Source organism: Cohnella sp., from assembly GCF_041641335.1.
GTDB lineage: Bacteria > Bacillota > Bacilli > Paenibacillales > Paenibacillaceae > Cohnella.
Map to the genome: position 1 here is coordinate 41046 of NZ_JBEPYQ010000034.1, position 22433 is coordinate 63478.

Sequence of the window (22433 nt, forward strand, 5' to 3'; positions counted from 1 at the left end):
CTTCCCCCCTCTTATGCAAGTTGTACGTGCCCGCGAATCATTTCGCTGTACAGTCCCGGCTGGGCCAGCAGTTCTTCGTGGGAGCCCCGCTCCAGCAGCCTGCCGTCCTTCAGCACGAGGATCTGATCCGCGCGCCGGATCGTGTTCAGCCGGTGGGCGATGACGAAGCTCGTTCTGCCTTCCATCAGCCGCTGCAAGCCTTCCTGAATTTTAATCTCCGTGACCGTGTCGATGCTGCTCGTCGCCTCGTCGAGCACGAGAATGGCGGGGTCGGCCAGAATCGCCCTGGCGATCGCAAGCAGTTGCTTCTGGCCTTGGCTGATCCCGCCGCCGTCGCCGTGCAGCACTTTCCCGTAACCGCCGGGCAGACGCGCGATGAAGGAATGGGCGTTCGCCAGCTTGGCGGCTCGTTCCACTTCCTCGTCGGTCGCTTCGGGCTTGCCGTAGCGGATATTGTCGCGGATCGTTCCTTCGAACAGAAACGAATCCTGCAGCACGAAGGCCATATGAGACCGGAGGCTCTCCCGCCGGATCGATCGAATATCGCGGCCATCCACCGTTATCGTTCCCGAATCGGCTTCGTAGAACCGCGAGAGCAGCTGAATAAGCGACGTTTTGCCCGCGCCGGTCGGTCCGATGATCGCGATCGTCTCTCCCGGCTTTGCCTCGAAGCTGATTCCCTTCAGCATCGGCTCCCCGGGATTGTAAGAGAAGCAGACGTCGGCGAACGCTACCGCGCCGAGCACCGCTTCAATCGGACGGGCTTCCCCCTCGTCCTTCGCCTCCTCTTCCTCGTCCAAAACCTCGAATACCCGCTCCGCTCCCGCGATAGCCGAGAGCAGCGTATTCCACTGGTTGGCCAGATCGTTAAGCGGACGAGTGAATTGCCTGGCGTACTCGACGAACACGACGATCACGCCGATCGTAATCGTTCCGCGAATCGCCAGCAACCCCCCCACTCCGACGATAACGGCATAGCTCAAGTTGTTCAAGCCGTTCATCAGCTTCGGAATGAACCCGGAAATCGTCTGCGCCCAGAAGCCGGACTGCTTGATCCGGTCGTTCCGCCGCCCGAACTCCTCGATTACCGTCCCTTCCTGGGAAAAGGCTTTGACGATGCGCTGACCGGACAGCGTCTCTTCGATGTAACCGTTCAGATCGCCCAGATTGCGCTGCCGTTCCTTGAACAGGACCCCCGTTCTGTTCGTGATCCATTTCATGCCCGCCGACATCAGCGGCACGACGAGAAAGGTAAGCAGCGTAAGCAAAGGACTTAAAATAAGCATCACGACGACGGTCCCGACGAGAATGAGCGCGCTGGAGAAAATCTGGATCGCCGAGCTGTTCAGCGTCGAGCTGACGTTGTCCATGTCGTTGGTCATCCGACTCATCAGCTCTCCGCGCTGCCGCTTGGCGAAGAACGGAATCGGCAGCCGATGCAGATGCTTGAACAGATCCAGCCGCATCCGGTACACCGTTTCCTGAGCGATCGCGATCATCCATACGTTCTGAAGCCACCCGGCGACGGAGCCGAGGATATATACCGCGGCAAGCGCCGCAAGGAACAGCAGCCACGGAGTTCCGCCGCTTCCTTCCAAATAGCGGTCGATGGCCACGCCGATCATATAGGGGCCGAGCAGCGACAGTCCCGAGCTGATCAGCACCATGAACAGCACAAGGCTCAGCATCCCTTTGCGGCGAGCCAGGTAGCCCCATATTCGTTTTAACGTCGCCTGCCAGTTTTTCGCCTTGCGCTTCGGATGCTTGGCGTTCTGCGCCGCCGTCCGCTCGTCCAACGCCTGCGACTTCGGATACTGAAGAGGATCACTTAGCGCTTTCCACATGGGACTCCTCCTCCCCGTATTGCGATTCGTAGATGCGGCGGTACAAAGAGTTGCCGGACAGCAGCCGGCTGTGACTGCCCTGGGCGATCAGACGGCCGTCGTCAAGCAGCAGGATCAGATCGGCGTTCACGGCGGAGCTGATCTTCTGCGTGATCAGGAACGTCGTGCAGGCCATGCCGCCCAGCGCCTCCAGCAGGGCAGCTTCCGTGCGCACGTCCAGCGCGCTCGTGCTGTCGTCCAATATCAGGATTGACGGCTTGCGCACGAGCGCCCGGGCGATTGAGATGCGCTGCTTCTGTCCACCGGACAGATTGACGCCGCGTTGGCCGAGCATCGTATCGTAGCCTTGCGGCAGTCCGGCGATCGTCTCGTGAATCTGCGCCCGCTTGGCCGCTTCCGCGACCTCCTCGTCGCTCGCCGCCGGGGCGCCCCAAGCGATATTGTCGCGAATGGAGCCGGTGAACAGCACGACCTCCTGCGGCACGTAACCGATCGAATCGCGCAGCTGACGCACATCCCATTCGCGGGCGTTCCTGCCTCCGATGCGAATCGTGCCCCGATCCTCCTCGTACAGCCTGAGAATCAGCTGCACCAGCGAAGACTTGCCCGCTCCGGTTGCGCCGAGAATCGCTGCCGTATGGCCGGCTTCGGCCCGGAACGTAACGTCCTCCAGAGCGTAACATTCCGAATCCGGGTACCGGAAGGCCACTCGGTCGAATTCGACGCTCCCGGCTCCGAGGCCGGACTTTCTCCCGCGAGGAGATAAGCTCCTTGCCGCATCGTCCGTTCCCCCGTCCTCCGTAAGCAGCGTCTCTTCGATGCGTCCGGCCGAAGCCCGCGCCCTAGAGAATGCGGACACCAGCATCGACAGCGCCGACAGCGCTCCCGCCGTCCGCAGCGAATAGTTTACGATCGCGACCACTTCCCCGGTCGTGGCGCTCCCGGCTTGAATGTCCAGGTGCCCGAACCAGAGCACTGCGATGATGCCCGCGTTCATGATCAGAACGATGAACGGCTGAGTGATCTCGGTCAGCCGCTGCGCCGACGTCGAGCTCTGCATCAGCTCGCCGCTATGTTTGGTGAAGCGCTCGGCCTCCCTGTCCCCTCGCACGAACACGCGAATGAGCCGCATGCCCGTCAAATTCTCCTGCATGACGCCGTTGACGGCATCGAGGCGCTGCTGGACTCTGCCGAATAGCTCGGCGGCTTTTTTCACCATCCATAAAATAAACAGAACGAGAATCGGCACGGTCAGCAGCAGCAGAAACCCGAGCTCCCGATGCACGACCAGCGCCATGATCATGCTGCCGATGACGACGAGCGGAACGCGAAGCATGAATCTGAGCCCCATGAATACCGTATCCTGCACTTGCGTCACGTCGTTCGTCAACCGGGTAATGAGCGAAGAAGGGGCGAAACGGTTAAACACCGCATAAGAGAACGCTTGCACTTTGCCGTACAGCTTCTCTCGGATGTCGTAGCCCAAGCTCTGGCTCGCGTGCGCCGCGTAGAACGAGCTTAAGATTCCGGCGCCGAACGCCAGCAGCGTCCCTCCGACCAGCACCGCTCCCCACCAGATGACGACTTGCGCGTCGCGTGGACCGATGCCGTCGTCGATGATTTTCGAGATCAGAAGCGGCTGGACCAGTTCGACCGCAAGCTCGACCAGCATCAGGGCAATCGCCATAAACGCGGCTGCCCGGTATTTGCCCAGCACCCGAAAAATAGATTTCATGTGGTTTTATCCTCCGACCAAGCGTAAACGGCTGGCGCCGTTCCAACGAACCGTCGGGACCCGGTCGTCCCGATCGATCCTATGTCATCCTATACATATGCTTCCTCTTTTCTATTCTACCCCTTATCGCCGCCGGAGGACAGTGGATTCCTGTCCGCGCAGATGATATGATACGAATGGATATAGTTGGACAAGGAGGACATGAATTTGAAATCCGCAAGTCGACGATTGTCCGTATCTCTAATTGCGTTATTCGCGCTTCTGTTGATCGCTACGGGATGCGGAGGCAAACAAAAGGAGGATTCCACATTGGGCGGACCAGACACATCCGGCGACAATCCGATCGTCACGATCGAGATGGATAGCGGCAAAACGATCAAAGTCGAGCTCTATCCGAAAATCGCGCCGAACACGGTAAACAACTTCATTTCTCTCGTAAACAAAGGCTTCTACGACGGAACGATCTTCCATCGCGTCATTCCCGGCTTCATGATCCAGGGCGGAGACCCGGACGGAACGGGCATGGGCGGTCCCGGATATTCGATCGAAGGGGAATTCACGCAGAACAACTTCCAGAACGACTTGAAGCATACGACCGGCGTTCTCTCGATGGCCCGCGCGCAAAATCCGAACAGCGCCGGCTCCCAGTTCTTCATCATGGTCGCCGACTCTCCGCATCTGGACGGAGCGTACGCGTCCTTCGGCAAACTGATCGAGGGCATTGAAGTCGCCCAGGAGATCGTGGGCACGCCAAGAGACGCCAACGATCGCCCGAAGACGCCTCAGGTCATGAAGAAGGTAACCGTGGACACTCGCGGCGCCGCCATTCCGGAGCCGGAGATCATTCAGTAATCGCCTTCGAAAAATAAACAAGAGCCATGCCCGCCGCGAAGACCGGTCGTCTTCATGGCGGACATGGCTCTTTGTCATCCGTTAATAATCCCCGCTGCCTCTTAGCAATTCGTCCCTTACATGCCACTTGGAGTTCCGAAGCGTCGTTCGCGCCCCGCGAACGTCCCCGTCCGTCAAGCACCGATACATCTCCGAATAGACCGCTCTTCCCGTGTACGGCCGGTTCGGCCTCTTGTAAGAACGATGAGCGACGACGAAAAACAATACTTTATCCTTGTAAGCGTCGAAGGTTTGCAGAATGTGCCGGTTGTGGGTCGCCTCCAGCAGCGTTCGCATGAACAGCAGCCCGTTCTCGTAATATTCGCGGTAACGCTTACGATCGCTCGCTTCGATCAGCCTGTCCAGATACGTTCCCATCTTGAGCAGGTCGATCTCGTCGTGATACTGCTCGACGACGTCCAGCGCATACAGGTACAGGGCGTTCAACAGGTCGAAAATGTCGAACAGCTCCTGAACCTCGATTGCGTTCACGCGGATTCCGCGCTTGGACAGCGTCTGCACGAAGCCTTCTTTCTCCAGCAGCCGAATGGCGTCGCGCACGGGCGTCCGGCTCATATTCAATTGCGCCGCCAGCTCGCTCTCGGACAGCAGCACCCCGGGAGCGTAATCCGCATTCAGCAGATTGTGGCGTATTTTCTCATAAGCGATATCAACCAGCGGTGAACCGGACATGCGCTTGCTCCCTTTAATCGTTATCCCATTCATTATACCCGTGAATGTTATCGGAGGATTAACTCCCGGTTATTCGAACGCGGAAAACGGAACTTCGAACTCCGGCATGCCCGCCGCGTAAGGCGTATATTCGTACTGGGTGAAGTAGACGACTACGCCGTTGTGCTTCAGGAAGAAGTCGCGGTCCGGCTCGATCGTCCTGAACGGATTCAGCAGGCCGATGCCGCGCGCCTTGATCTGGTTCTGAATGTGGCCGTTAATGATCGAGACGTACTTCGAATTGCCTCCGGTGACGTCTGTCAAGGTCAGCTGTTTGCCCGTCTTCAGATCGAACGTGTACGTCACGCGTGCGGTCGTGCCGTGAGCTCCGCCCGTGTAGATGTGATAGTCCACGTACAGGCTCAGCTTGTCCTGCTCGTTGTACGTGACCGTATAAGTCCCTTTGAAGGAAACCTCATAGGACTCGCTCCCCTCTCCGAGAGCGCCGTCAAGCGACTGACGCGCAAGATCGACGTTCAGCTCGGCGTCCTTCTTCAACGTCTCGTTGATTTTCTTCTGCACTTCCTCGTTGGCGTAGCCCGTTATCCGCGGATAATGCACGGCGATCGACTTGCGCTTCCCGTCTTCCTTGATTGCCTCCGTCTCGATTTTCAGCGCGTTCTCCTGAATCGTCTCGATTCCGATCGCCTTCGTTGCGGGATCGTACGAGACGCCGTAGCCCATGCGTTCAAGCAGGAATCGGAACGGCACGTACGTCGTATTGCTCTGCACGATAGCCGGCAGGCCGTAAATGCTCTGGCCGTTCAGCGTCGCGCCGCCGTCGCCCAGATTGAGCACGAGCTCCCGGTCCCGGCCGGTCACGGTCACCGTATGGCTTGTCTTGTCCCAACGCGTATTCAAGCCGAGCTCGTTGTTCAAGCCGCGCAGAGCGACGTAAGTCGTGCTGCCCGTATTGATCGCCGGCAGAGTGACCGACATGCCGTTCGCGTCGATCGCCTGCTCGATGATCTTGTACCGGCTTGCCGCCGCGCTTGCCGCATCTCCGGACGGGAGCAGGGGAGCAACCGCGATCGCCGCGGCGACGGCCAATGCCAGCATCGCTTTCGTTCTTTTTGTTCCGTTCGATGTATTCATCTTAATCTTCCTCTCTATTTAAGAAGCCTTCCCTATTTTATAGACGCAATTCCTGTCGAAAGGGTTCATTCCTTCCCGAAAAATAAACGACCCTGTTGATAACCCGCTTCCGTATCTTATATGATAGGGGAACAAAGATTACCAACCGATTAGGCGGTGCTGCTCCTTGTCCGACGGCGAAAGAGAACGGGCGAAGCGCAACAAAACGATCACGCTCAGCGAGAATGAGAGAACGGAATACCGTTCCAGGCTCATTTCGCTAGACGCGCCGACGAAGGCGGAACAGCTGCTGGACCGAACGATCTGCCAGAATCTGTTCGAAGCGATCGATTACTTGCCGGACGCTTTCGTCGATTTGCTGTTCATCGACCCTCCGTACAACCTGACGAAAAATTTCAACGGCAAAACCTTCAACCGCATGAACCATCGGGAATACGCCGAATGGCTGGACGGCTGGTTCGCCAAGCTCATGCGCATCCTGAAGCCCGACGCGACCGTATACGTGTGCGGCGATTGGCGTTCGAGCCATTCGATCTTCGAAGTCGCCTCGAACTACTTAAACGTCATTAATCGAATTACATGGGAACGGGAAAAAGGCCGCGGCGCGCTCTCCAACTGGAAGAACGCCTCGGAAGATATTTGGCACTGCACGAAATCCGCGGACTACAAGTTTTACGTCGACCGCGTCAAGCTCAAGCGCAAAGTGATCGCCCCGTACCGGACGGCCCAGGGCGCGCCGAAGGATTGGAACGAAGCCTCGGACGGCAAGTATCGCCTGACGCATCCGTCCAACCTGTGGACCGATCTGACGGTTCCCTTCTGGTCGATGCCCGAGAATACGGACCATCCGACGCAGAAGCCGGAGAAGCTGCTGGCCAAAATCATTCTCGCCAGCTCCGACGAGCGCGACGTCGTATTCGACCCGTTCGGCGGGGCGGGCACGACGGCCGTCGTCGCCAAGAAGCTGAACCGGCGGTACGTCTCCGTCGAGATCGACGAGACATACTGCTGCCTGGCGGAGAAAAGGTTGCGGATGGCCGAGCGGGACGCCTCGATCCAAGGCTATTCGAACGGCGTATTCTGGGAACGGAATACTTTCCCGCGCATCGGGCAGGATCGCCGTTAATACGCGCGGCGGACGTGCCCGGCAGAACGCGAATCCCCCGAATCGAGCGGCCAGACCTGATCGTCTGCTCCGCCCGACCGGGGGATTTTGCCGTATCGCTGTCTCTTCCCGTCTACCCCTTCGCTTCGATCCATTGAATGCGATGCTGCTTAAGCGCCGGCAGCCACTCCTTCGGAGGAGCCCCGTTGCAGACGATCGCGTCGACGTCGCGAATGGGCGCGATCTCGACGAAAGCCTCCTTGCCGAACTTCGAGTCGTCCGTCAGCACGATCGTCTGGGCTGCCGACTCGACCATTCGCCGCGACCTCATCGTCTCGTCCAGATCGTAATCGCTGATGCCTCGTTCCATTGAAATGCCGCCGATGGAGATGAACGCCTTGTCCACGCGGAATTGGGCCAGCTCCCGCTCTCCCGAGGCTCCCGTCAACGATTGCTGCTCGGGATTCAGCTGCCCGCCGATCACGATGATCTTGCCGGAGAAGCGTCCCTCGTTCAACGACTCCATCAGATGATACGCCACGGCGATGGAATTCGTCAGCACGGTAAGCCGTTCCCTGTCCTTGATCGCCTTGGCCATCTCCAGCGTCGTCGTCCCGACGTCGATGACGATCGTGTCTCCCGACGCGATCAGTTCGGCCGCCCTCGTCCCGATTCGGGCCTTCTCCTCGGCTTTGACCTTCTGCCGGTGCAAGTACGGAGGCTCGAAGCCCGCCGGCTTCGTCAGCACCGCTCCGCCGTACACCCGCCGAGCCTGCCCTTCCCGCTCCAGCAGCATCAAGTCCCTGCGCACGGTTTCCTCCGATACCGCGCAGCGCAGCGCCAGATCGGGCACCTTGACCTGGCCGTCCAGCCGAAGCCGCTCCATAATGATTCGTTTCCGCTGTTCCGACGATACCGACATGCCGGCTACGCCCCTTCCTTCTCCAAGGCCAGCAACTGGGAGGGATCGAGCTCCAGAGCAACCGTCGCGCCTTCTTCTCCGCGATGGGACTGACCGTCGTTAAGCGCGTCGACGGTGAGCTTGACGCCGGAGGACACGACGGAATAACGAACGATGTTGCCGAGCACGCTGATCGACTCGATCGTGCCGTCGGCGACGCGCCGGTCGCGGCGCGCTTCGCCGGCCGATGCGGGAAGCAGCCTGACCGATTCCGGCCGGAGCGCGTAGCTGGCCGCGGAGCCGCCCGCGACGCCGAACAGCCGGCCGGCCTCCTCGCGGGAAAGCACGTTGTAGCTGCCCATGAAGCGCGCCACGAACTCGGTGCGCGGCTTCGCGTACAGCTCTTCGGGAGAGCCGTTCTGGACGATGTTCCCGTTGTTCATGATGCAGATGCGGTCGGACACCGTCAGCGCTTCCTCCTGGTCGTGGGTGACGAAGATCGTCGTCATCTTCAGCCGCCTCTGGATGTCGCGGATTTCCGTTCTCAGGCTTTTGCGGATTTTCGCGTCCAGCGCGCTCAGCGGCTCGTCCAGCAGCAGCACCTTCGGCTGCACGGCGAGCGATCTCGCCAATGCGACCCGCTGCTGCTGTCCTCCCGAGAGCTGCTGCGGATAGGCATCCTTCTTGTTCTCCAGATCGACGAGCGCAAGCAGTTCCTCGCACCGACTCTGCCGCTCCTTCTTGTCCGCTCCCCGCATTTTCAGCCCGTACTCGATGTTCTCGTATACGGTCAAGTTCGGGAATAGCGCATACGACTGGAACACCATGCCGACCTCGCGCCTGCGCGGCGGAAGCTCGCCGATATTGGTCGGTCCGAGCATGATGCTGCCGCCGTCCGGCTCGGTCAACCCGGCGATGCAGCGCAGCAGCGTGCTTTTGCCGCAGCCCGACGGTCCCAGCAGCGTCACCAATTCTCCTTCGTTGATCGTCAGGTCGACATCGTTCAGCACCGTCGAATCTCCGAACATTTTGCGAATTCCTCTCAGTTCCAAGTAAGACGCGCTCATTTTTCCGCCACCCCGTTCATTTTTTTGCCCAGCTTCATCAAGACGGTCGACAACGCGAGGATAAACAGGAAATACGTAATGGCAATCGCGCTCGCCAGATGCCCGCTCTCCCCGACGCGCCGGTACAGATACACTTGAATCGTCTGAATGTGTCCGCCGACCAGCATGTTCGTCAGCACGAATTCCCCGAACAGGACCGAGAAGCTCAGCAGCGTGGAAATGATGACGCCGGGCCAGATGTTCGGCAGAATGACCGTAGCGAACGCCCGCTTGCGGGACGCTCCGAGCAGCTCCGCGGAATGAAGCAGCTCGACGGCGGATACGGTGATCAGGCTGTTGCGGATGCCCTGGTACATATAAGGAAGGACGACGATGAAGTAGGCGCCGATCAAAATGTAAGCCGTGCCGGCGATGTCGATCGGCCCGCCGGAATAGGCGCGGATCAGTCCGACCGCGGCGACCACTCCCGGGACGGCGTACGGCAGGACGACGATGCCCTTCATGAACGTCTCCCACTTCGGCAGGTAGACGGTGATGACGAACACCGCGGGCAGCATTACCGCAAGGCTGAGCGCCACGCTGATCGCGCACAGATAGAGAGACGTCCACAGCGCCTCCAGAAACCGCAAATCCCGGAACATCTCGCCGAACCATTCGAGCGTCCAGCTCTCGGGCAGCACTGTCGTCTGCCACTGCTTGGCGAAGCCGTACAGGAGCGTCGCCGCCAGCGGCAGCAGCAAGTAGACCATGAGCAGCAGCATCAAGGCCCGATGGGACCAGCCCGCTCTCGATTTGATCATGCTCCGGCCTCCTTCTTGACGGCGCGCCACGGCTTCGCGCGGCCAGCCCGGCTCGGCTTGGACGCTTGGCCGGAAGAAGCGGCCGAAGCGGTAAACCGCTGGGAGCGCTTGGACATCCAATGATTCAGAATGACGGCCACGATCGTCGACACGGCCAGCAGCACGGCGAGCGCGCTGCCCAGCTCCGGCTGGTTGACGACATCGCCCGCGACGAGCGAGCCAATGCGAATCGCCAGCAGATTGTAATTGCCGCCGACCAGCGCGTATGCCGTCGCGTAGGCCCCCATCGCGTTGGCGAACAGAATGCCGAGCGTGCCGAAGATCGCCGGCGTCAGCATCGGCAGGCCGACGGTGCGCCAGAACTGCCACGGCCTGGCGCCGAGCAGCATCGCCGCTTCCTTCCACTGGTCGCGAATGCCGTAGAAGGAAGGGTAGAGCAGCAGCAGGGCCAGCGGCACCTGAAAATACACGTAGACGAGCACGAGCCCCGTCCAGCTGTACAGATTAAAGCCGGCGAATACATCCCAGCCCCATTCCTTGAACAGCAGCGTAAAGATGCCGTTGTTGCCGAGCAAAATAATATAAGCGAAGGCGAGCGGTACGCCTGCGAAATTCGCGGTCATGTTGGACAGCATCAGCAGCCTGTCCCTGATCTTCGGCGTGAACCGCGTAATCGAGTACGCGCACGCCAGTCCGACGACAATGCCGATCAAGCTGGAATAGAATGAGATCAACAGGCTGTTCTTGATCGCTTTTAAGTAATACGCGCTTTCGAATATTTTCACGTAATGCCCGAACGTAATCCCCGACCCTCCGGGTCCCCGCACGCTTCCCGCGAGCATGGACGCGATCGGCGCCAGCTGGAATGCCAGCACCATGACGACGAAGGGAACGAGACCGAGCAGCATCCAGCGGTTTCTATGCTTCATGCCTTCCACTCTCCCGAGACGGAATACGGCGGGCGCCCGCGCAGGGCAGGCATCCGCCGTCAAAACGGGTCAAGCTAGTTCATGTGGACAAGAACGCGATCCTGCCATTGCAGCGGAATGTCCTTCGACGTCTGCTCCCACACCTTGTAGTCGCCGACCGGCTTCGCGCTCGCATACTCTTCCTTCGGCAGCAGCTTCGCCGCGACGTCGTCCGGCAGCTTAACGCTGTCGCGAATCGGACGGGCGTAGCCCTTGGCCAGATTGATCTGCCCCGCGTCGCTCAAAATATATTCCCTCGTCAGCTTGGCCGCGTTCGGATGCGGAGCGTACTTGTTAATGATTGTGGCGTAGCCGCTCACGACGCTACCTTCCTTCGGAATGGAGACGTCGTATTGATCCTTGCCGAGCTGGTCGCGGTAGTTCAGCGCATTGAAGTCCCACAGCAGCGTCACTTCGACTTCGCCCTTCTCGATGTTGGCCAGAGACGCGTCCACGTTGGAGAGGCGTCCGTTTCTGGCCAAATCTTCGAAAAACGCCAGCCCCGGCTCAATGTTCGTTTCGTCTCCTCCAAACGCGATGGACGCGGCAAGCAGCGCCATCTGAGCCTGGGCTGCTTTGGTCACGTCGCCCGTAACGATTTTGTAGTTGCCGTTCTTCAGGTCTTCCCAGCTCTTCGGCGGGTTCGCCACCAGCTTCTTGTTCGTCAGAAACGCGATCGTGCCCTGGTAGCCTAGCAGCCAGTGACCGTCCTCGTCCTTGGCCCAGTCGGGGATTTCGTCCCAATAGGAGGTTTTGTAGGGCTGGGTGACGCCTTTCTCGACGGCCACCGGACCGAATGCGATGCCGACGTCTCCGATGTCGGCCGTAGGCTTATCCTTCTCGGCCTCGAACTTGGCGATCTCCTCAGCGCTGGACATATCGGTGTCGGTGTGGGAAAGGCCGTACTTCGACTGCATGTCCTCCCAAGTGTCCTTCCAGTTCGCCCACGAATCCGGCATGCCCACGCTAACGACGGAGCCTTCCTCCTTCGCCTTGGCCTCCATCTCGCTTAACGACAGCTCCGGCGATCCGGCAGCGTTGTCGTTCCCTTTATCGTTCGCACCTCCGCAAGCCGCCAACAACCCGGCGAGCAACACAAGAACAAGTCCGCCAGACAATCTGCTCCTCAGTCCGCTTCTCATGATTCCCTTTTCCTCCTATGTGGTGTTTTGTGGGGTGTCTCTATATTCTTGTTGTATTCTGCCCACATTCACTATAGGGCCGGTCTATTTCCGAGAGATTAAGCGCGATGATTGGGTTTGTAAAAACCGCTTGTTGTCGGCGCATGAAACGCAAATAGCGCCCCGGAGAAGGGCGCTATCCGTATCTATATTCGTAATCCTATTCCCTATTTCCTATTTCCTATTTCCTATTTCCGTCCGTAGTCCGCCTTGATCTCTCCCCATTCCTTCGTCTGCCACTTCAGCACTTTGTTGGGGTAGTCGTTCGTTTTCAGCCAGCGGACGGCCCGGTCGGTCAGATCCCAGATTTCCCGGGTCGATTCGTCGCGGACGAGCGTGGACGACACTTCCTTCTGCTTCACCCATTTGAGCGCGTTGACGGAATCGCTGTATACCGTTTTGGAGCTTCCGATCTTCTTCAGATAGGCCAGCGCGTGAACGATGGCGAGAAACTCGCCCAGGTTATTCGTCCCTTTCTTGACCGGTCCGACCGAGAAAATCACTTCTCCCGTCCGCGTATCGACGCCCTTGTACTCGACCGGTCCCGGATTGCCCTGCGTCCCCACGTCCACGGAGATGCTGTCGTAATCGATCTTCCCGGGCACGGCGGCCGGAGCTTTTTTCGCCCCGGAAGATTTTCCGCTTCCCCAATGCTTCTTCCAGCCTTCTCGGTACGCTTGCTCCGCGGCGGCCTTGGATTCGTACGATTTGTATTTCGCCTCGTCGAACTGATTGATCTGCTTCTGACATTCCGCCCAACTGGCGTATACCCCCGGCTGGCGGCCGACCCACACGACATAATGCTTCGTCTTCGTCATCTATCGTTACTCTCCCGTTCCCGCAGTCGCTCTTCTAGCACACGGTCGTAATGATCGGATTGCCGTTCGTAATAATAATCGTATGCTCGAACTGCGCGACGCGGCTGCTGTCGGGTACTTTAAGCGTCCATCCGTCCGACTGCTGGTCGACGTAGGTCGCTCCTGTCGAGACGAACGGCTCGATCGTAATGACTTGCCCGGCTTTCAGCACTCTCCGGTCGCGAGGCTCGAAGTAGGGCAATATCTCGAAGGGCTCCTCGTGCAGACCTTTGCCCACGCCGTGGCTGCACAGATTTTCAATAATCCGGTAGCCGCCCCGCTTCGCTTCCTCCTGCATCGTTTTGCCGATCTGGTTCAGCTTCACTCCGGCCTTCAGACCGGAGATCACTTTCATCATTGTGTCGTACGCATGCCGGCACAGACGATCCACCTCGGTCGCCACGGGAGCCACCTGGAACGACCGGCCCGCATCGGCGTAATAGCCTTCCAGCTCCGCGGATACGTCAATGTTTACCAGATCGCCCGCCTGAATGATCCGTTCACCCGGAATGCCGTGCGCCACCTCTTCGTTCACGCTGATGCACGTATAGCCCGGAAATCGAACATCCTTCATCGGAGCGGACGACGCCCCGTACGCGGCCAACACGTCTCTGCCGATCAGATCGAGCTCCCTCGTCGTCATTCCCGGTCTTGTGCGGTTTTTCATTTCTTCTATTGTTAACGCCACGATTTTGCCGATCTTCATCAGCTGTTCGATATCGTATGGAGATTGTATCGTCATCCGCCGTTCCTTCTTTCCGTTCGCGATTCGTCGCTCGCTTCGCTATTCTTACCTTACAACTTTTGGGCCTTTTGCTCAACTTTACGAACCATGAAAATGTAGCAGGCCACTGCGCCAATATTCGCCGCAGCGATCAGGATGCCCATGGGCAGCGCGTTCGCGCTTCCCGCGATGCCGACGAGCGGCGCCAGCGCCGCCCCGAACAGGAACGCCAGCAGCCCGAGCAGCGCCGAAGCGCTCCCCGCCGCATGCCCGTGCTTGCTCAACGCCAGCGTAAAAATGACAAGCTCCTTGTGTTTCCAAATAGGTTGAATCAAGTTGAACCCCTGCCAAGGAATCCCATTGCATTCCGCATTCTTCCTATCATAGTACGAGCCGTTTTGAAACTTCAAGCTTTATTCCCATCGCCGCGCTGCTGAGCTATAATACAGATGTTCCCACTGGCTCGTCCTAATAAGAAATTATAGACAGGAGACCAAGCATGGACATTATTCCGATCCCTGCGCATTTGATAGATGAAGATAAAGAGCAGCCGCGCTACCAGTTCGACGACGAAGCGCTCCAGGAGCTGATGAACAGCATCGGGGAGCTGGGGCTGCTGTCGCCCATCAAAGTCCGCAGGACCGAGGGTGGCCGCTACAAAATCATTTACGGCAACCGCCGTTACAAAGCCTGCACGGCGCTGAATCTGCCGACGATTCCGTGCATCGTGTCCGAAGCGACGGACGAGATGGAAATCTATCTGGAGCAGATCGCCGAGAATCTGACCCGCCAAGGGTTCTCTCCGATCGAGGAAGCCGAAGCCTTCAACAAGCTGCTGACCGATCCGAAATTCAGCAGCTCGATCAAATATTTGTCCAGCAAGCTGGGCAAGCCGGAAAACTACATCAAGAACAAGCTGGATCTGCTGAAGTTCAGCCCCTCCGTCCGCCAGTTGATCTCCGCCGGCACCGAAATCAAGAAGGGCAGGCTGACGGAAGACCAGCTGATGCCGCTCAAGGATTTGCCTATGGAGTACCGCGACTCTCTGGCGCTCATCATGGCCGAAGACGAGATGGCTGTCACCGACGTGAAGCGGATCGCGCGTCTGTTCAAGGACAAGGAAATTTCCGACGCGACGAAGGGCAAGCTGCTGTTCAAGACGGGCTATCAACTGCTCGAAACGTGGTCGACCTACGAGCACAATCGCAAGGAAAGGGCCAAAAACGCGGTGCCCAAAGAGGAGCCTTACATCGCGCCGGAAAGTACGGCGGCGGGGAGCGGCGGTTCGGCGATCGAGCCCGCCACTGCGGCGAACGTCCCGGACGAAAGCGACAGCCCGACCCGGAGCGCCGAACCGCCTAAGCCACGGGCCAAGGCAAGCCCTGAAGCGATCCAGCTTGCCCTGTCCGGGCTCGCCGGCCTGGCGGAATCAACGCCGGAACCGGAAGATGAGGAGCTTTCGTCCGGCAGCTACGTCGAGGACATGCTGAACCTGCTGCTGGCCACCCTGCCCGCTCCGAGCCATCTGTCTCCGTCCGATCTGCCGGAGCTGGAGGGCGTGGAGCTGCAGCAGTTCGCCCGGGACGTGGACACGCTGATCGCGGATTTGGAGAAGCATCTGGCGGAATGGCGTTCCGTGAAGGATAATTTGACGGTCAGGAGCACGCGGGCATAAGCGCCTTGATGCCGGAGAAGCTTTGCGGCGACGGTGCAGGTCATGACAAGGAAACCGGACTGGACAAGAAGGAGGGCTCAGGAGATGATGAGCGATTATCGCCCGATTCAACCCCCTCAATTGCAGCAGCAACTGCAGCGTCCTGGTTACAGATACCGGGAATATGCTCCCTGTGAAAACTTAGCCTCTCATGTCGCCTGTTATTGGACGATGGACTTTCATGCAGACGGCGGGAATCAATTGCATCGGATCATCCCGGATGGCTGCGTGGATATTATCGTTAACCGTCGGGCCCCTTCCTGTGGCAAGGCCGCTTTTATCGAAGGATTGATGACTCAATTCGAAATCTTGAATCTTTCCCAAACCCAGTCTTTGTTCGGCATTCGCTTTTATTCGGAATCGGCGCAGTCTATATTACAGTCCCCCGTCTCTGCATTTAACGGACAACATGTTTATCTGGAGGATATATGGGGGACTGCTGGGCTGTTCATGGTTGAGGAGATCTTAACGGCCGATGCAGCCTCAGAGATTATTGAAATCGTTGAACGTCAGCTGACCCGATTATTGTCTTGCAAAGACGCTCCGTCCCCTTCCTTATTGCGCACGAGTATGCAGTATATGTATGCCTGCAAGGGGAGTATTTCAACATCCGATCTGGCGGAAAAGCTTAGTTTCAGCGAACGGCATCTACGGAGAACCTTCGATCGGGAACTGGGTTTAAGTCCGAAGGAAATGCTAGGCATCGTTCGATTTCAAAGTATGCTGCAGGAGCTTTATAGCGGCACTTCCTCAAGCTTTACGGACATTGCGATGAAACATGGCTACTATGATCAATCGCACTTCATTAAAAACTTCAAACGATATTACGGCATTCTGCCAAAACAACTGTAGAAGACGGACTAAGAAGTCCGTTTTTTACTATTTTGGAACCGAAGAATCAGGTTATAGTATTCATTGAATCTAGTACGAAGGGGGATTCAATGTCGAAATCCATGACTCTATCCCAACCGGATGAAGCTGACAGGAGACGGATTGTGCCTTGGCTCCTTTATGTCATCTTTTTCTCGGTTTTGAATGAAACGGTGTTTAATGTATCCACACCGAGTATTTCAGAGCAGTTTCATTTACTCCCCTCCCAGGTCAGTTGGGTAGTCACCGTCTTTATCCTTTTCTTTGGAATCGGATCGATTGTGTTTGGGAAGCTTAGCGATTTGTTCAGCCCAAAGCATCTTATGGTGATTGGGATCGCGATTTACGCAGCGAGTTCCGTTCTCGGCTTTATTTTTCATGATCATTACGTCACGCTTATTCTCTTTCGTGCCGTTCAGGGATTGGGAGCTGCAGCTATTCCGGCAATAAACAACACGATTATTACTCGTTATTTTACGGCTACGGGACGCAAGAAAATGTTCGGTTTGGTTACATCGGCGTTTTCTTTCGGCGTAGCCGCGGGGCCGGTACTCGGCGGATACGTTACCAGCCATCTGCATTGGGCATACTTATTTTTAATTCCGGTATTTACGCTTGCAGCCATCCCGTTTTTCCTGAAAAATCTTCCTGCTGAAGAGAGAAAAAAAGGGAAGTTCGATCTGCTTGGCGCTGTTCTTGTAAGTTTGACGGTCACCGGTTTTATGCTGTTTTTGACGCAATTGAATCCGGCGTATTTGGTATGCAGTCTCGCAGCGGGTTTTTGGTTTACAATTCATATTCGGGCACATGCGTATCCGTTTCTCCAGACTACGCTCCTTAAAAACCCCTTGTACAGAATCGGCGTTATCATCGGATTTCTTATGTTCAGCGCGATCATGACGATGATGTTTTTGCTGCCGCTGATGCTGTCTCAGTTATATGCTTTAAGTGCCGAGACGATAGGAGCGGTCATGTTTCCGGGCGCAATCTGCGCCGCGTTGTGCGGGAAAATAGCCGGGGATCTCGTCGTGAAAAAAGGGGCCCCCTATGTTACGTTCACCGGGCTGTGTTTGATCGCTCTTGGGTTTGCGCTAATTTGGCTAAGCATTGATCAACGGGTGTGGTGGATAGCGGCAGCATTGGTAGTCATGAACATGGGGTATGCTTTTTCGCAAACGTCAATCACCGAAAGCGTATCCTCCACGCTTCGCGGAGATCAGATCGGAATCGGCATGGGATTGTTCAGTTTAGGCATGTTTATTGCACAAGCGCTGGGCACGGCCATGGCGGCTAAATTGCTGGATGTTTCCTTTCTCGCATTTCCGCTGCATCCGTTCGTTACCGGGAAACAGTCGTTGGTGTATGTTAATTTAACGCTTTTAATGATTTTGGTCATATTGTGCAGTTCTATTATGTACTTCTTGTTTTCACGGCGTGCAAGCCAAACCTCAAATTTAGGAGCTGAGAGCCATGGGAATTAAATTCGATATGATCGGCATTGTTGTGAAAGACATGAAAGAAGCTTTAGACTTCTATCGCGTACTTGGGCTAGAAATACCGGAGAGTGCCGATGACGACAGGCACGTTGAGGTTGCGCAAACCGGTTTCCGATTGGCCTTTGACACGCAAGAAACCATTAAAGACATCTATGGCGGTTGGGATGAGCCCGCAGGTCATCGTATTGAGCTGGCCTTTCTGTGCGACAGCCGTGAAGCGGTGGACGAGTTGTTCCAAAAAATAACGGGGAATGGATACAGCGGGTATCGCGAGCCTTGGGACGCTGTTTGGGGACAACGCTACGCGATTGTGCAAGACCCCGATGGTAACCTAATCAGTCTTTTTGCTTAGTGGAGCTTATTCTGCCGTATCGCTAAAGATAAACTGCGCCCCCAAGGTTAGACCGGGTCCAACAATGGAGGCGCAGTTCAATCTTGACAGTCCGAGCGGGCAGCCTCTATCTAAGCGGCCGGCTTCACTATTGCTTGCTGCGAAAGCGCGGATTCCGCGACGGCAATGAGCTGTTCCTTCGTTACTGCGTCCGAGGAGCTGCCGACCGTGTAAAGAACGGAAGCCTCCTCCTGCGTGTCAATCCAACTCAGACTCGCGTACCGATTCGAATCGGCGTACAAGAACTTGTCGTTCAGCGAATATAGCGCTTCGCGTCCGTCGCTCAGCCGGATTTTCTCCTGCTGCGCCTGGGTCAGGCCGACAAGCTTGATTTTCTCCCCGGACAGCTGAACGGAGAAGGCGAGTTCATGACCTCCGGCATCCCGGTAGGAGGTCGTATAAGCGGGCAGCCTCTCTTCCTCCCGTTCGATCTTTTCCCAGGCGAGAGCTTTGCCCTGCTCCGTCACCTCCGCTTGAAGCCGCTTGACCGTCTCTGCCTCGAAGACGCTTCCTCCATACGCCGCCTCATCCTTGCCGTCAACGAAGACAAGTCTATTCTTCTCCGCGTCCGGAAGCGCAAGCTCCGGCACGAGCCGGGCCAATCGTTCCTTCCATTCCCCATAGTCCTTGAACAGATAGGGATTGCTTGCGTATTCCGCGTAAAACAGCCCTTTGCTCCGGTAGTCCGGCAACAACGATTCAATCTCCTGGGAGTAGACGAGCGCTTTCTCTCCTACCGCCAACTGGCTCCTTACCGTTTGCAATTGGTCGCGCACGATGTCCGCGGTGCGCTCGTCGAAGCGGATTTGATCGTTCACGGTCATTTCCAGACTGAAGCGATCATCGCCGATCTTAACGAAGTATTGCGTGGTGAATCCCATGATCAGCAAGGCGAGCGATCCGGCAATCGCCCACTGCGTCGATCTTCGGCGCAGTATAGAGCTCCTTCTCGGCCTCGCTTCGAGCATGCGATCGATCGCGGCCTTCGCTTTCCGATCCGCCAACGTCGGGACGGCGAGCTTCGCTGCCGCTTCCCGATAAGCGACCTTCATGTTTTCCTCAATCCGCATGAAACGCAGCCTCCTCAAGGAACGTGTCTTGTCCGATCCACTGGCGCAGCTTGCCGATCGCCGAATGATGCCTCGACTTGACCGTGCCGACCGGGATGCCCAGCGTCTCCGCGATCTCCTCCAGCGAGTATTCGCGGTAGTGCCGGAGCACGACGACTTCCTTCAGCTTGTAAGGAAGTCTGTCGACCAGAGTCAGCAGTTCCCGGCGCTCCTCTCTGGCAATGGCCCGTTCTTCGGCCGGCAGGCGTCCCTGCGGGCCTTCGATCGTCGTCACGCTCACTCGTTCGAACAGCCTCATTCTGCGCCACAGCTTGCGCTTCCAACTGCTTGCCTGACGTACCGCGATTCCGTTCAGCCATTTGCGAAACGGCTGTTCCGGCCGGTAGCTAGGCAGCGATCGGTGCAGGTTGAGATACACCTCGCTCAAGACATCGCCGGCATCCTCCCTGTCGTTCAACAGAAAGACGAGCAAGCGATAGACGTCGTCCTTGGTCAGCTCGTAGATGCGCCGGAAAGCATCCGAGTCTCCCTGGATCATCCGTTCGAGCCATGGTTGATAATCGTGATCCTGCATAAGGCGCCTCCTAAGTGGGTCTCGCCCTATATTGGCTCGATGGGAGAAAAAGGTTCGAATCCGCGCTTCCGCTCCTTAACGTCGTAATAGATTCATGCGCTGAACATTTCAACCTCTTATGTTTTCACAGTACATCGGATTACTTGGTGTTTCAACTCTTTCTTCTAACCGTGCGATACGGCTCTCTTCTCCTCTTTGGCGTCGGACGGCTGCCGCGCGAATCTCACCCTCAGAGCAGGCAAAGCGGAGAGAACGCACAGAGCGGCCGCGGCGAAGTAAGCGGGGAGAATCCCCGCGTTATGACTTAGGGGACCGGATAGAGTCGTACCGATCAGCAGAGCCCCCATCGAGAGCGGAGTGACGATGCCGCTTACCCTTCCGACCATCTCGCTCGGGATTTTCGCGATCACGTAAGTCCCCACCGCCGTATTGAGAATCGCGAGCAGAATGCCGTTGGCGAACCGGAAGCCTCCCGTCAATACGGGCCAGACGGACAATGCTTCGACGACGTAGGTCACTCCGAGAAACACGACAGCCGCCGGAAACAGATAACGAAAGTTCAGGAGCGCGGTGAACGAAGCCGCGACCAGAGCGCCGATCAGCAAACCCAGTCCGTCGGCAGCGGCAAACCATTGCACGTTGTCCGGCGACAGTCCAAGCCTCTCCGTCACGATGAAGATCTCAAGCGGCTGCACCAGTCCGGCTCCCAGCCCGATCAAAGCGAACGCGGCCAACAGCTTCTTCAGACCGCTTTCCGACCGCACGAAACGAATTCCTTCTCCCATGTCTTCCCGAAGGGTGGAATGGGACTGTTCGACGGAGCTTGCTTCTTTCGGCAGAAACGATAGTACCGCCGCCGAGATCAGGAACAGTATCGGCAAGACGAGCAAGGACGCGTTCAGTCCCGCCCATTGGTAGATCGCCGTTCCCGCGACCGGACCCAGGATGAGAAACAGCGAGCTCATGCTCTGCGACAGCCCGATCGCGGCCGGAACCTGCTCCTCCGGGATATGGGCCTTGAAAACTTTGGCGGAAGACGGCTGCGAAAATTGGCTGAGGACGGCGGACAAAAATACGGCGGCATACAAAGATTGCCATGCGTCCGCGGCGATCAAAACCATAATGCCGAGGATGGAAGCCGCGCTGAGCAAATCTCCCGCGATCATCGTCCGCTTCGGATTCCACCTGTCCGCGAACAACCCTCCTATGATGGAGAAGACGAATATAGGCGCGTATTCGACGATGGACAGCAAAGATACCGCGAATTTGTCTCCATGGGTCCGCTCCAGAACGAAATACAGCAAAGCCATGTTCCGTACCCAGATCGCAAGCTGCTGCAGCAGATCGGAGACGAACACGATCCGGAACGTTCGATTTCTGAACAACATAGGCCTCTCTCCTTTACCTGGACCGACCATCCGGTCTAATTAATGAGCGAAAAAAACGCCAAGCCGACGAATATCTAAGCCTGCTTGGCACGAATGCCTTCCAGCAATAGTGCTACCGCGTCCCGGTAATACTGCCTTATCTTGTCGTGATCCTTGCCCGGATCGGGCATATAGTAGAGCTTGCCCAACCCTTCCAGCATGCTGCTGACAAGAACGACCAGACGATCAAGATCTCCCTGTGCCAGCTCTCCCTTCTCCATTCCTTCGCTCAATACGCTGCGGCACGCCTGCGAGTTGGTCTCGGCAAGGCGCAGCAGCCTATCCAAGACATCGTCCGTAATGAGCCTGCTTCGGGAGTATTCTTCCTGGGCCGCGAGCAGCGGGTTCTGAAAATCGTTGGCATAATGCTCAGCCAGCGCGTAGAGTTGTTCCTCCACCGTGCTCGCCCCCGCCCGAATCCTCTCCCACTCGAGACTCCAGCGCTCAGAATCCTCCTCGATGACTTGCAGGAACAATTCGTCCTTGCTCATGAAGTGGTGATACAAGCTGCCTTTGCTGACCTCGGCCGCCTCGCACACTTCGTTCATCGACACCGCTCCGTAGCCTTTGCGGATAAACAGATGCTTCGCTTTATCGATAATTCTTTTCTTCGTCTCTTCACCATCGGACCTTCCCTTGACCATGCCCAACCTCCTAGACCGACCAGTTGGTCTAATTATATTCGAACACAACCTCCCATGCAATAGACTATCCGCCTAATAAAAGGATTCGCCGCGGCAGAGTGGAATGTTTTATCAGCTTTGTCGAGAAGACTCCGACTTCAACATGAATGTGTAAGTCGGGGATGAATCGATGCCTTTTTGTTGTGAGAAAAACGAACGTATGTGCTATAATGGATATAATTGGATTGAGGGGAGGTGTTGGCTTGCTCGTAGAGAAGGCCTTTCGCTATCGCATCTATCCCAATGCAGAACAACAAACTCGGATTGGGCAAATGTTTGGTTGTTGCCGGTTTGTCTTCAATCATTTC

The 22433-nt window shown here is 57.1% G+C and carries 22 protein-coding genes and 1 pseudogene; 7 read left to right on the top strand and 16 right to left on the bottom strand.

Annotated features, from left to right (window positions below; translation table 11 throughout):
• Nucleotides 1–11: 11 nt before the first annotated feature.
• Nucleotides 12–1844 carry an ABC transporter ATP-binding protein gene (locus tag ACESLM_RS13335; RefSeq protein WP_372632056.1) on the bottom strand — a complete coding sequence of 611 codons (1833 nt, stop codon included), beginning with the start codon at nt 1842–1844 and terminating at the stop codon, nt 12–14.
• On the bottom strand, nt 1825–3579 hold the full coding sequence (locus ACESLM_RS13340; RefSeq protein WP_372632057.1) for an ABC transporter ATP-binding protein: 1755 nt from the start codon (nt 3577–3579) through the stop codon (nt 1825–1827). Before ACESLM_RS13340 ends, ACESLM_RS13335 begins: the two co-directional genes overlap by 20 nt.
• 201 nt (nt 3580–3780) lie before the next feature.
• Between ACESLM_RS13340 and ACESLM_RS13345 the strand changes: the two genes are divergently transcribed.
• Nucleotides 3781–4431: a peptidylprolyl isomerase gene (locus ACESLM_RS13345; RefSeq protein ID WP_372632058.1), complete on the top strand. Its 651-nt coding sequence runs from the start codon at nt 3781–3783 to the stop codon at nt 4429–4431.
• 81 nt (nt 4432–4512) lie between these two features.
• Here the strand turns inward: ACESLM_RS13345 and ACESLM_RS13350 are convergent, their stop codons facing one another.
• Nucleotides 4513–5163, bottom strand: coding sequence for a GntR family transcriptional regulator (locus tag ACESLM_RS13350; protein ID WP_372632059.1), 651 nt, complete (start codon nt 5161–5163; stop codon nt 4513–4515).
• A gap of 69 nt (nt 5164–5232) precedes the next feature.
• Nucleotides 5233–6297, bottom strand: a complete 1065-nt coding sequence (locus ACESLM_RS13355) for a stalk domain-containing protein (protein WP_372632060.1) — start codon at nt 6295–6297, stop codon at nt 5233–5235.
• Nucleotides 6298–6463: 166 nt separating this feature from the next.
• Between ACESLM_RS13355 and ACESLM_RS13360 the strand changes: the two genes are divergently transcribed.
• The gene (locus ACESLM_RS13360; protein ID WP_372632061.1) at nt 6464–7423 is read left to right on the top strand and encodes a DNA-methyltransferase; all 960 of its coding nucleotides are present in this window, start codon (nt 6464–6466) and stop codon (nt 7421–7423) included.
• Between the two features lie 112 nt (nt 7424–7535).
• Here the strand turns inward: ACESLM_RS13360 and ACESLM_RS13365 are convergent, their stop codons facing one another.
• The 8 genes and pseudogenes from ACESLM_RS13365 to ACESLM_RS13400 all read right to left on the bottom strand — a co-directional run.
• Nucleotides 7536–8324, bottom strand: coding sequence for a DeoR/GlpR family DNA-binding transcription regulator (locus tag ACESLM_RS13365; RefSeq protein WP_372632062.1), 789 nt, complete (start codon nt 8322–8324; stop codon nt 7536–7538).
• A 5-nt stretch (nt 8325–8329) separates the two neighbouring features.
• Nucleotides 8330–9370 (bottom strand): ABC transporter ATP-binding protein, encoded by a 1041-nt coding sequence (locus ACESLM_RS13370; protein WP_372632063.1) that lies wholly within the window; start codon nt 9368–9370, stop codon nt 8330–8332.
• Nucleotides 9367–10170, bottom strand: a complete 804-nt coding sequence (locus ACESLM_RS13375; protein WP_372632064.1) for an ABC transporter permease — start codon at nt 10168–10170, stop codon at nt 9367–9369. Before ACESLM_RS13375 ends, ACESLM_RS13370 begins: the two co-directional genes overlap by 4 nt.
• The gene (locus tag ACESLM_RS13380; RefSeq protein WP_372632065.1) at nt 10167–11099 is read right to left on the bottom strand and encodes an ABC transporter permease; all 933 of its coding nucleotides are present in this window, start codon (nt 11097–11099) and stop codon (nt 10167–10169) included. Before ACESLM_RS13380 ends, ACESLM_RS13375 begins: the two co-directional genes overlap by 4 nt.
• Before the next feature lie 74 nt (nt 11100–11173).
• Nucleotides 11174–12280: an ABC transporter substrate-binding protein gene (locus tag ACESLM_RS13385; protein WP_372632066.1), complete on the bottom strand. Its 1107-nt coding sequence runs from the start codon at nt 12278–12280 to the stop codon at nt 11174–11176.
• A 227-nt stretch (nt 12281–12507) separates the two neighbouring features.
• Nucleotides 12508–13137 (bottom strand): ribonuclease H, encoded by a 630-nt coding sequence (gene rnhA, locus ACESLM_RS13390; RefSeq protein ID WP_372632067.1) that lies wholly within the window; start codon nt 13135–13137, stop codon nt 12508–12510.
• A gap of 34 nt (nt 13138–13171) precedes the next feature.
• Nucleotides 13172–13918, bottom strand: coding sequence for a type I methionyl aminopeptidase (map, locus tag ACESLM_RS13395; protein WP_372632068.1), 747 nt, complete (start codon nt 13916–13918; stop codon nt 13172–13174).
• 53 nt (nt 13919–13971) lie between these two features.
• Nucleotides 13972–14196 (bottom strand): annotated as a pseudogene (locus ACESLM_RS13400) (MFS transporter); the annotation flags it as partial.
• 203 nt (nt 14197–14399) lie between these two features.
• Between ACESLM_RS13400 and ACESLM_RS13405 the strand changes: the two are divergent.
• From ACESLM_RS13405 to ACESLM_RS13420, 4 genes are all read left to right on the top strand, one after another.
• Nucleotides 14400–15575 carry a ParB/RepB/Spo0J family partition protein gene (locus ACESLM_RS13405; RefSeq protein ID WP_372632069.1) on the top strand — a complete coding sequence of 392 codons (1176 nt, stop codon included), beginning with the start codon at nt 14400–14402 and terminating at the stop codon, nt 15573–15575.
• Between the two features lie 84 nt (nt 15576–15659).
• Nucleotides 15660–16466: an AraC family transcriptional regulator gene (locus ACESLM_RS13410; RefSeq protein WP_372632070.1), complete on the top strand. Its 807-nt coding sequence runs from the start codon at nt 15660–15662 to the stop codon at nt 16464–16466.
• Between the two features lie 89 nt (nt 16467–16555).
• A complete protein-coding gene (locus ACESLM_RS13415) occupies nt 16556–17965 on the top strand; it encodes an MFS transporter (protein ID WP_372632071.1) in 1410 nt (469 codons plus the stop codon).
• The gene (locus tag ACESLM_RS13420; RefSeq protein ID WP_372632072.1) at nt 17955–18332 is read left to right on the top strand and encodes a VOC family protein; all 378 of its coding nucleotides are present in this window, start codon (nt 17955–17957) and stop codon (nt 18330–18332) included. Before ACESLM_RS13415 ends, ACESLM_RS13420 begins: the two co-directional genes overlap by 11 nt.
• 110 nt (nt 18333–18442) lie before the next feature.
• Here the strand turns inward: ACESLM_RS13420 and ACESLM_RS13425 are convergent, their stop codons facing one another.
• From ACESLM_RS13425 to ACESLM_RS13440, 4 genes are all read right to left on the bottom strand, one after another.
• The gene (locus tag ACESLM_RS13425) at nt 18443–19441 is read right to left on the bottom strand and encodes a hypothetical protein (protein WP_372632073.1); all 999 of its coding nucleotides are present in this window, start codon (nt 19439–19441) and stop codon (nt 18443–18445) included.
• The gene (locus ACESLM_RS13430) at nt 19431–20015 is read right to left on the bottom strand and encodes a sigma-70 family RNA polymerase sigma factor (protein WP_372632074.1); all 585 of its coding nucleotides are present in this window, start codon (nt 20013–20015) and stop codon (nt 19431–19433) included. The genes ACESLM_RS13425 and ACESLM_RS13430 overlap by 11 nt, the downstream gene beginning before the upstream one ends.
• A gap of 164 nt (nt 20016–20179) precedes the next feature.
• Nucleotides 20180–21403: an MFS transporter gene (locus tag ACESLM_RS13435; protein WP_372632075.1), complete on the bottom strand. Its 1224-nt coding sequence runs from the start codon at nt 21401–21403 to the stop codon at nt 20180–20182.
• Between the two features lie 74 nt (nt 21404–21477).
• On the bottom strand, nt 21478–22086 hold the full coding sequence (locus ACESLM_RS13440; protein ID WP_372632076.1) for a TetR/AcrR family transcriptional regulator: 609 nt from the start codon (nt 22084–22086) through the stop codon (nt 21478–21480).
• Nucleotides 22087–22295: 209 nt separating this feature from the next.
• On the opposite strand from ACESLM_RS13440, the gene ACESLM_RS13445 reads away from it, so the two are divergent.
• Nucleotides 22296–22433 (top strand): helix-turn-helix domain-containing protein (locus tag ACESLM_RS13445; protein ID WP_372632078.1); only part of this gene is annotated, 138 nt, incomplete at its 3' end.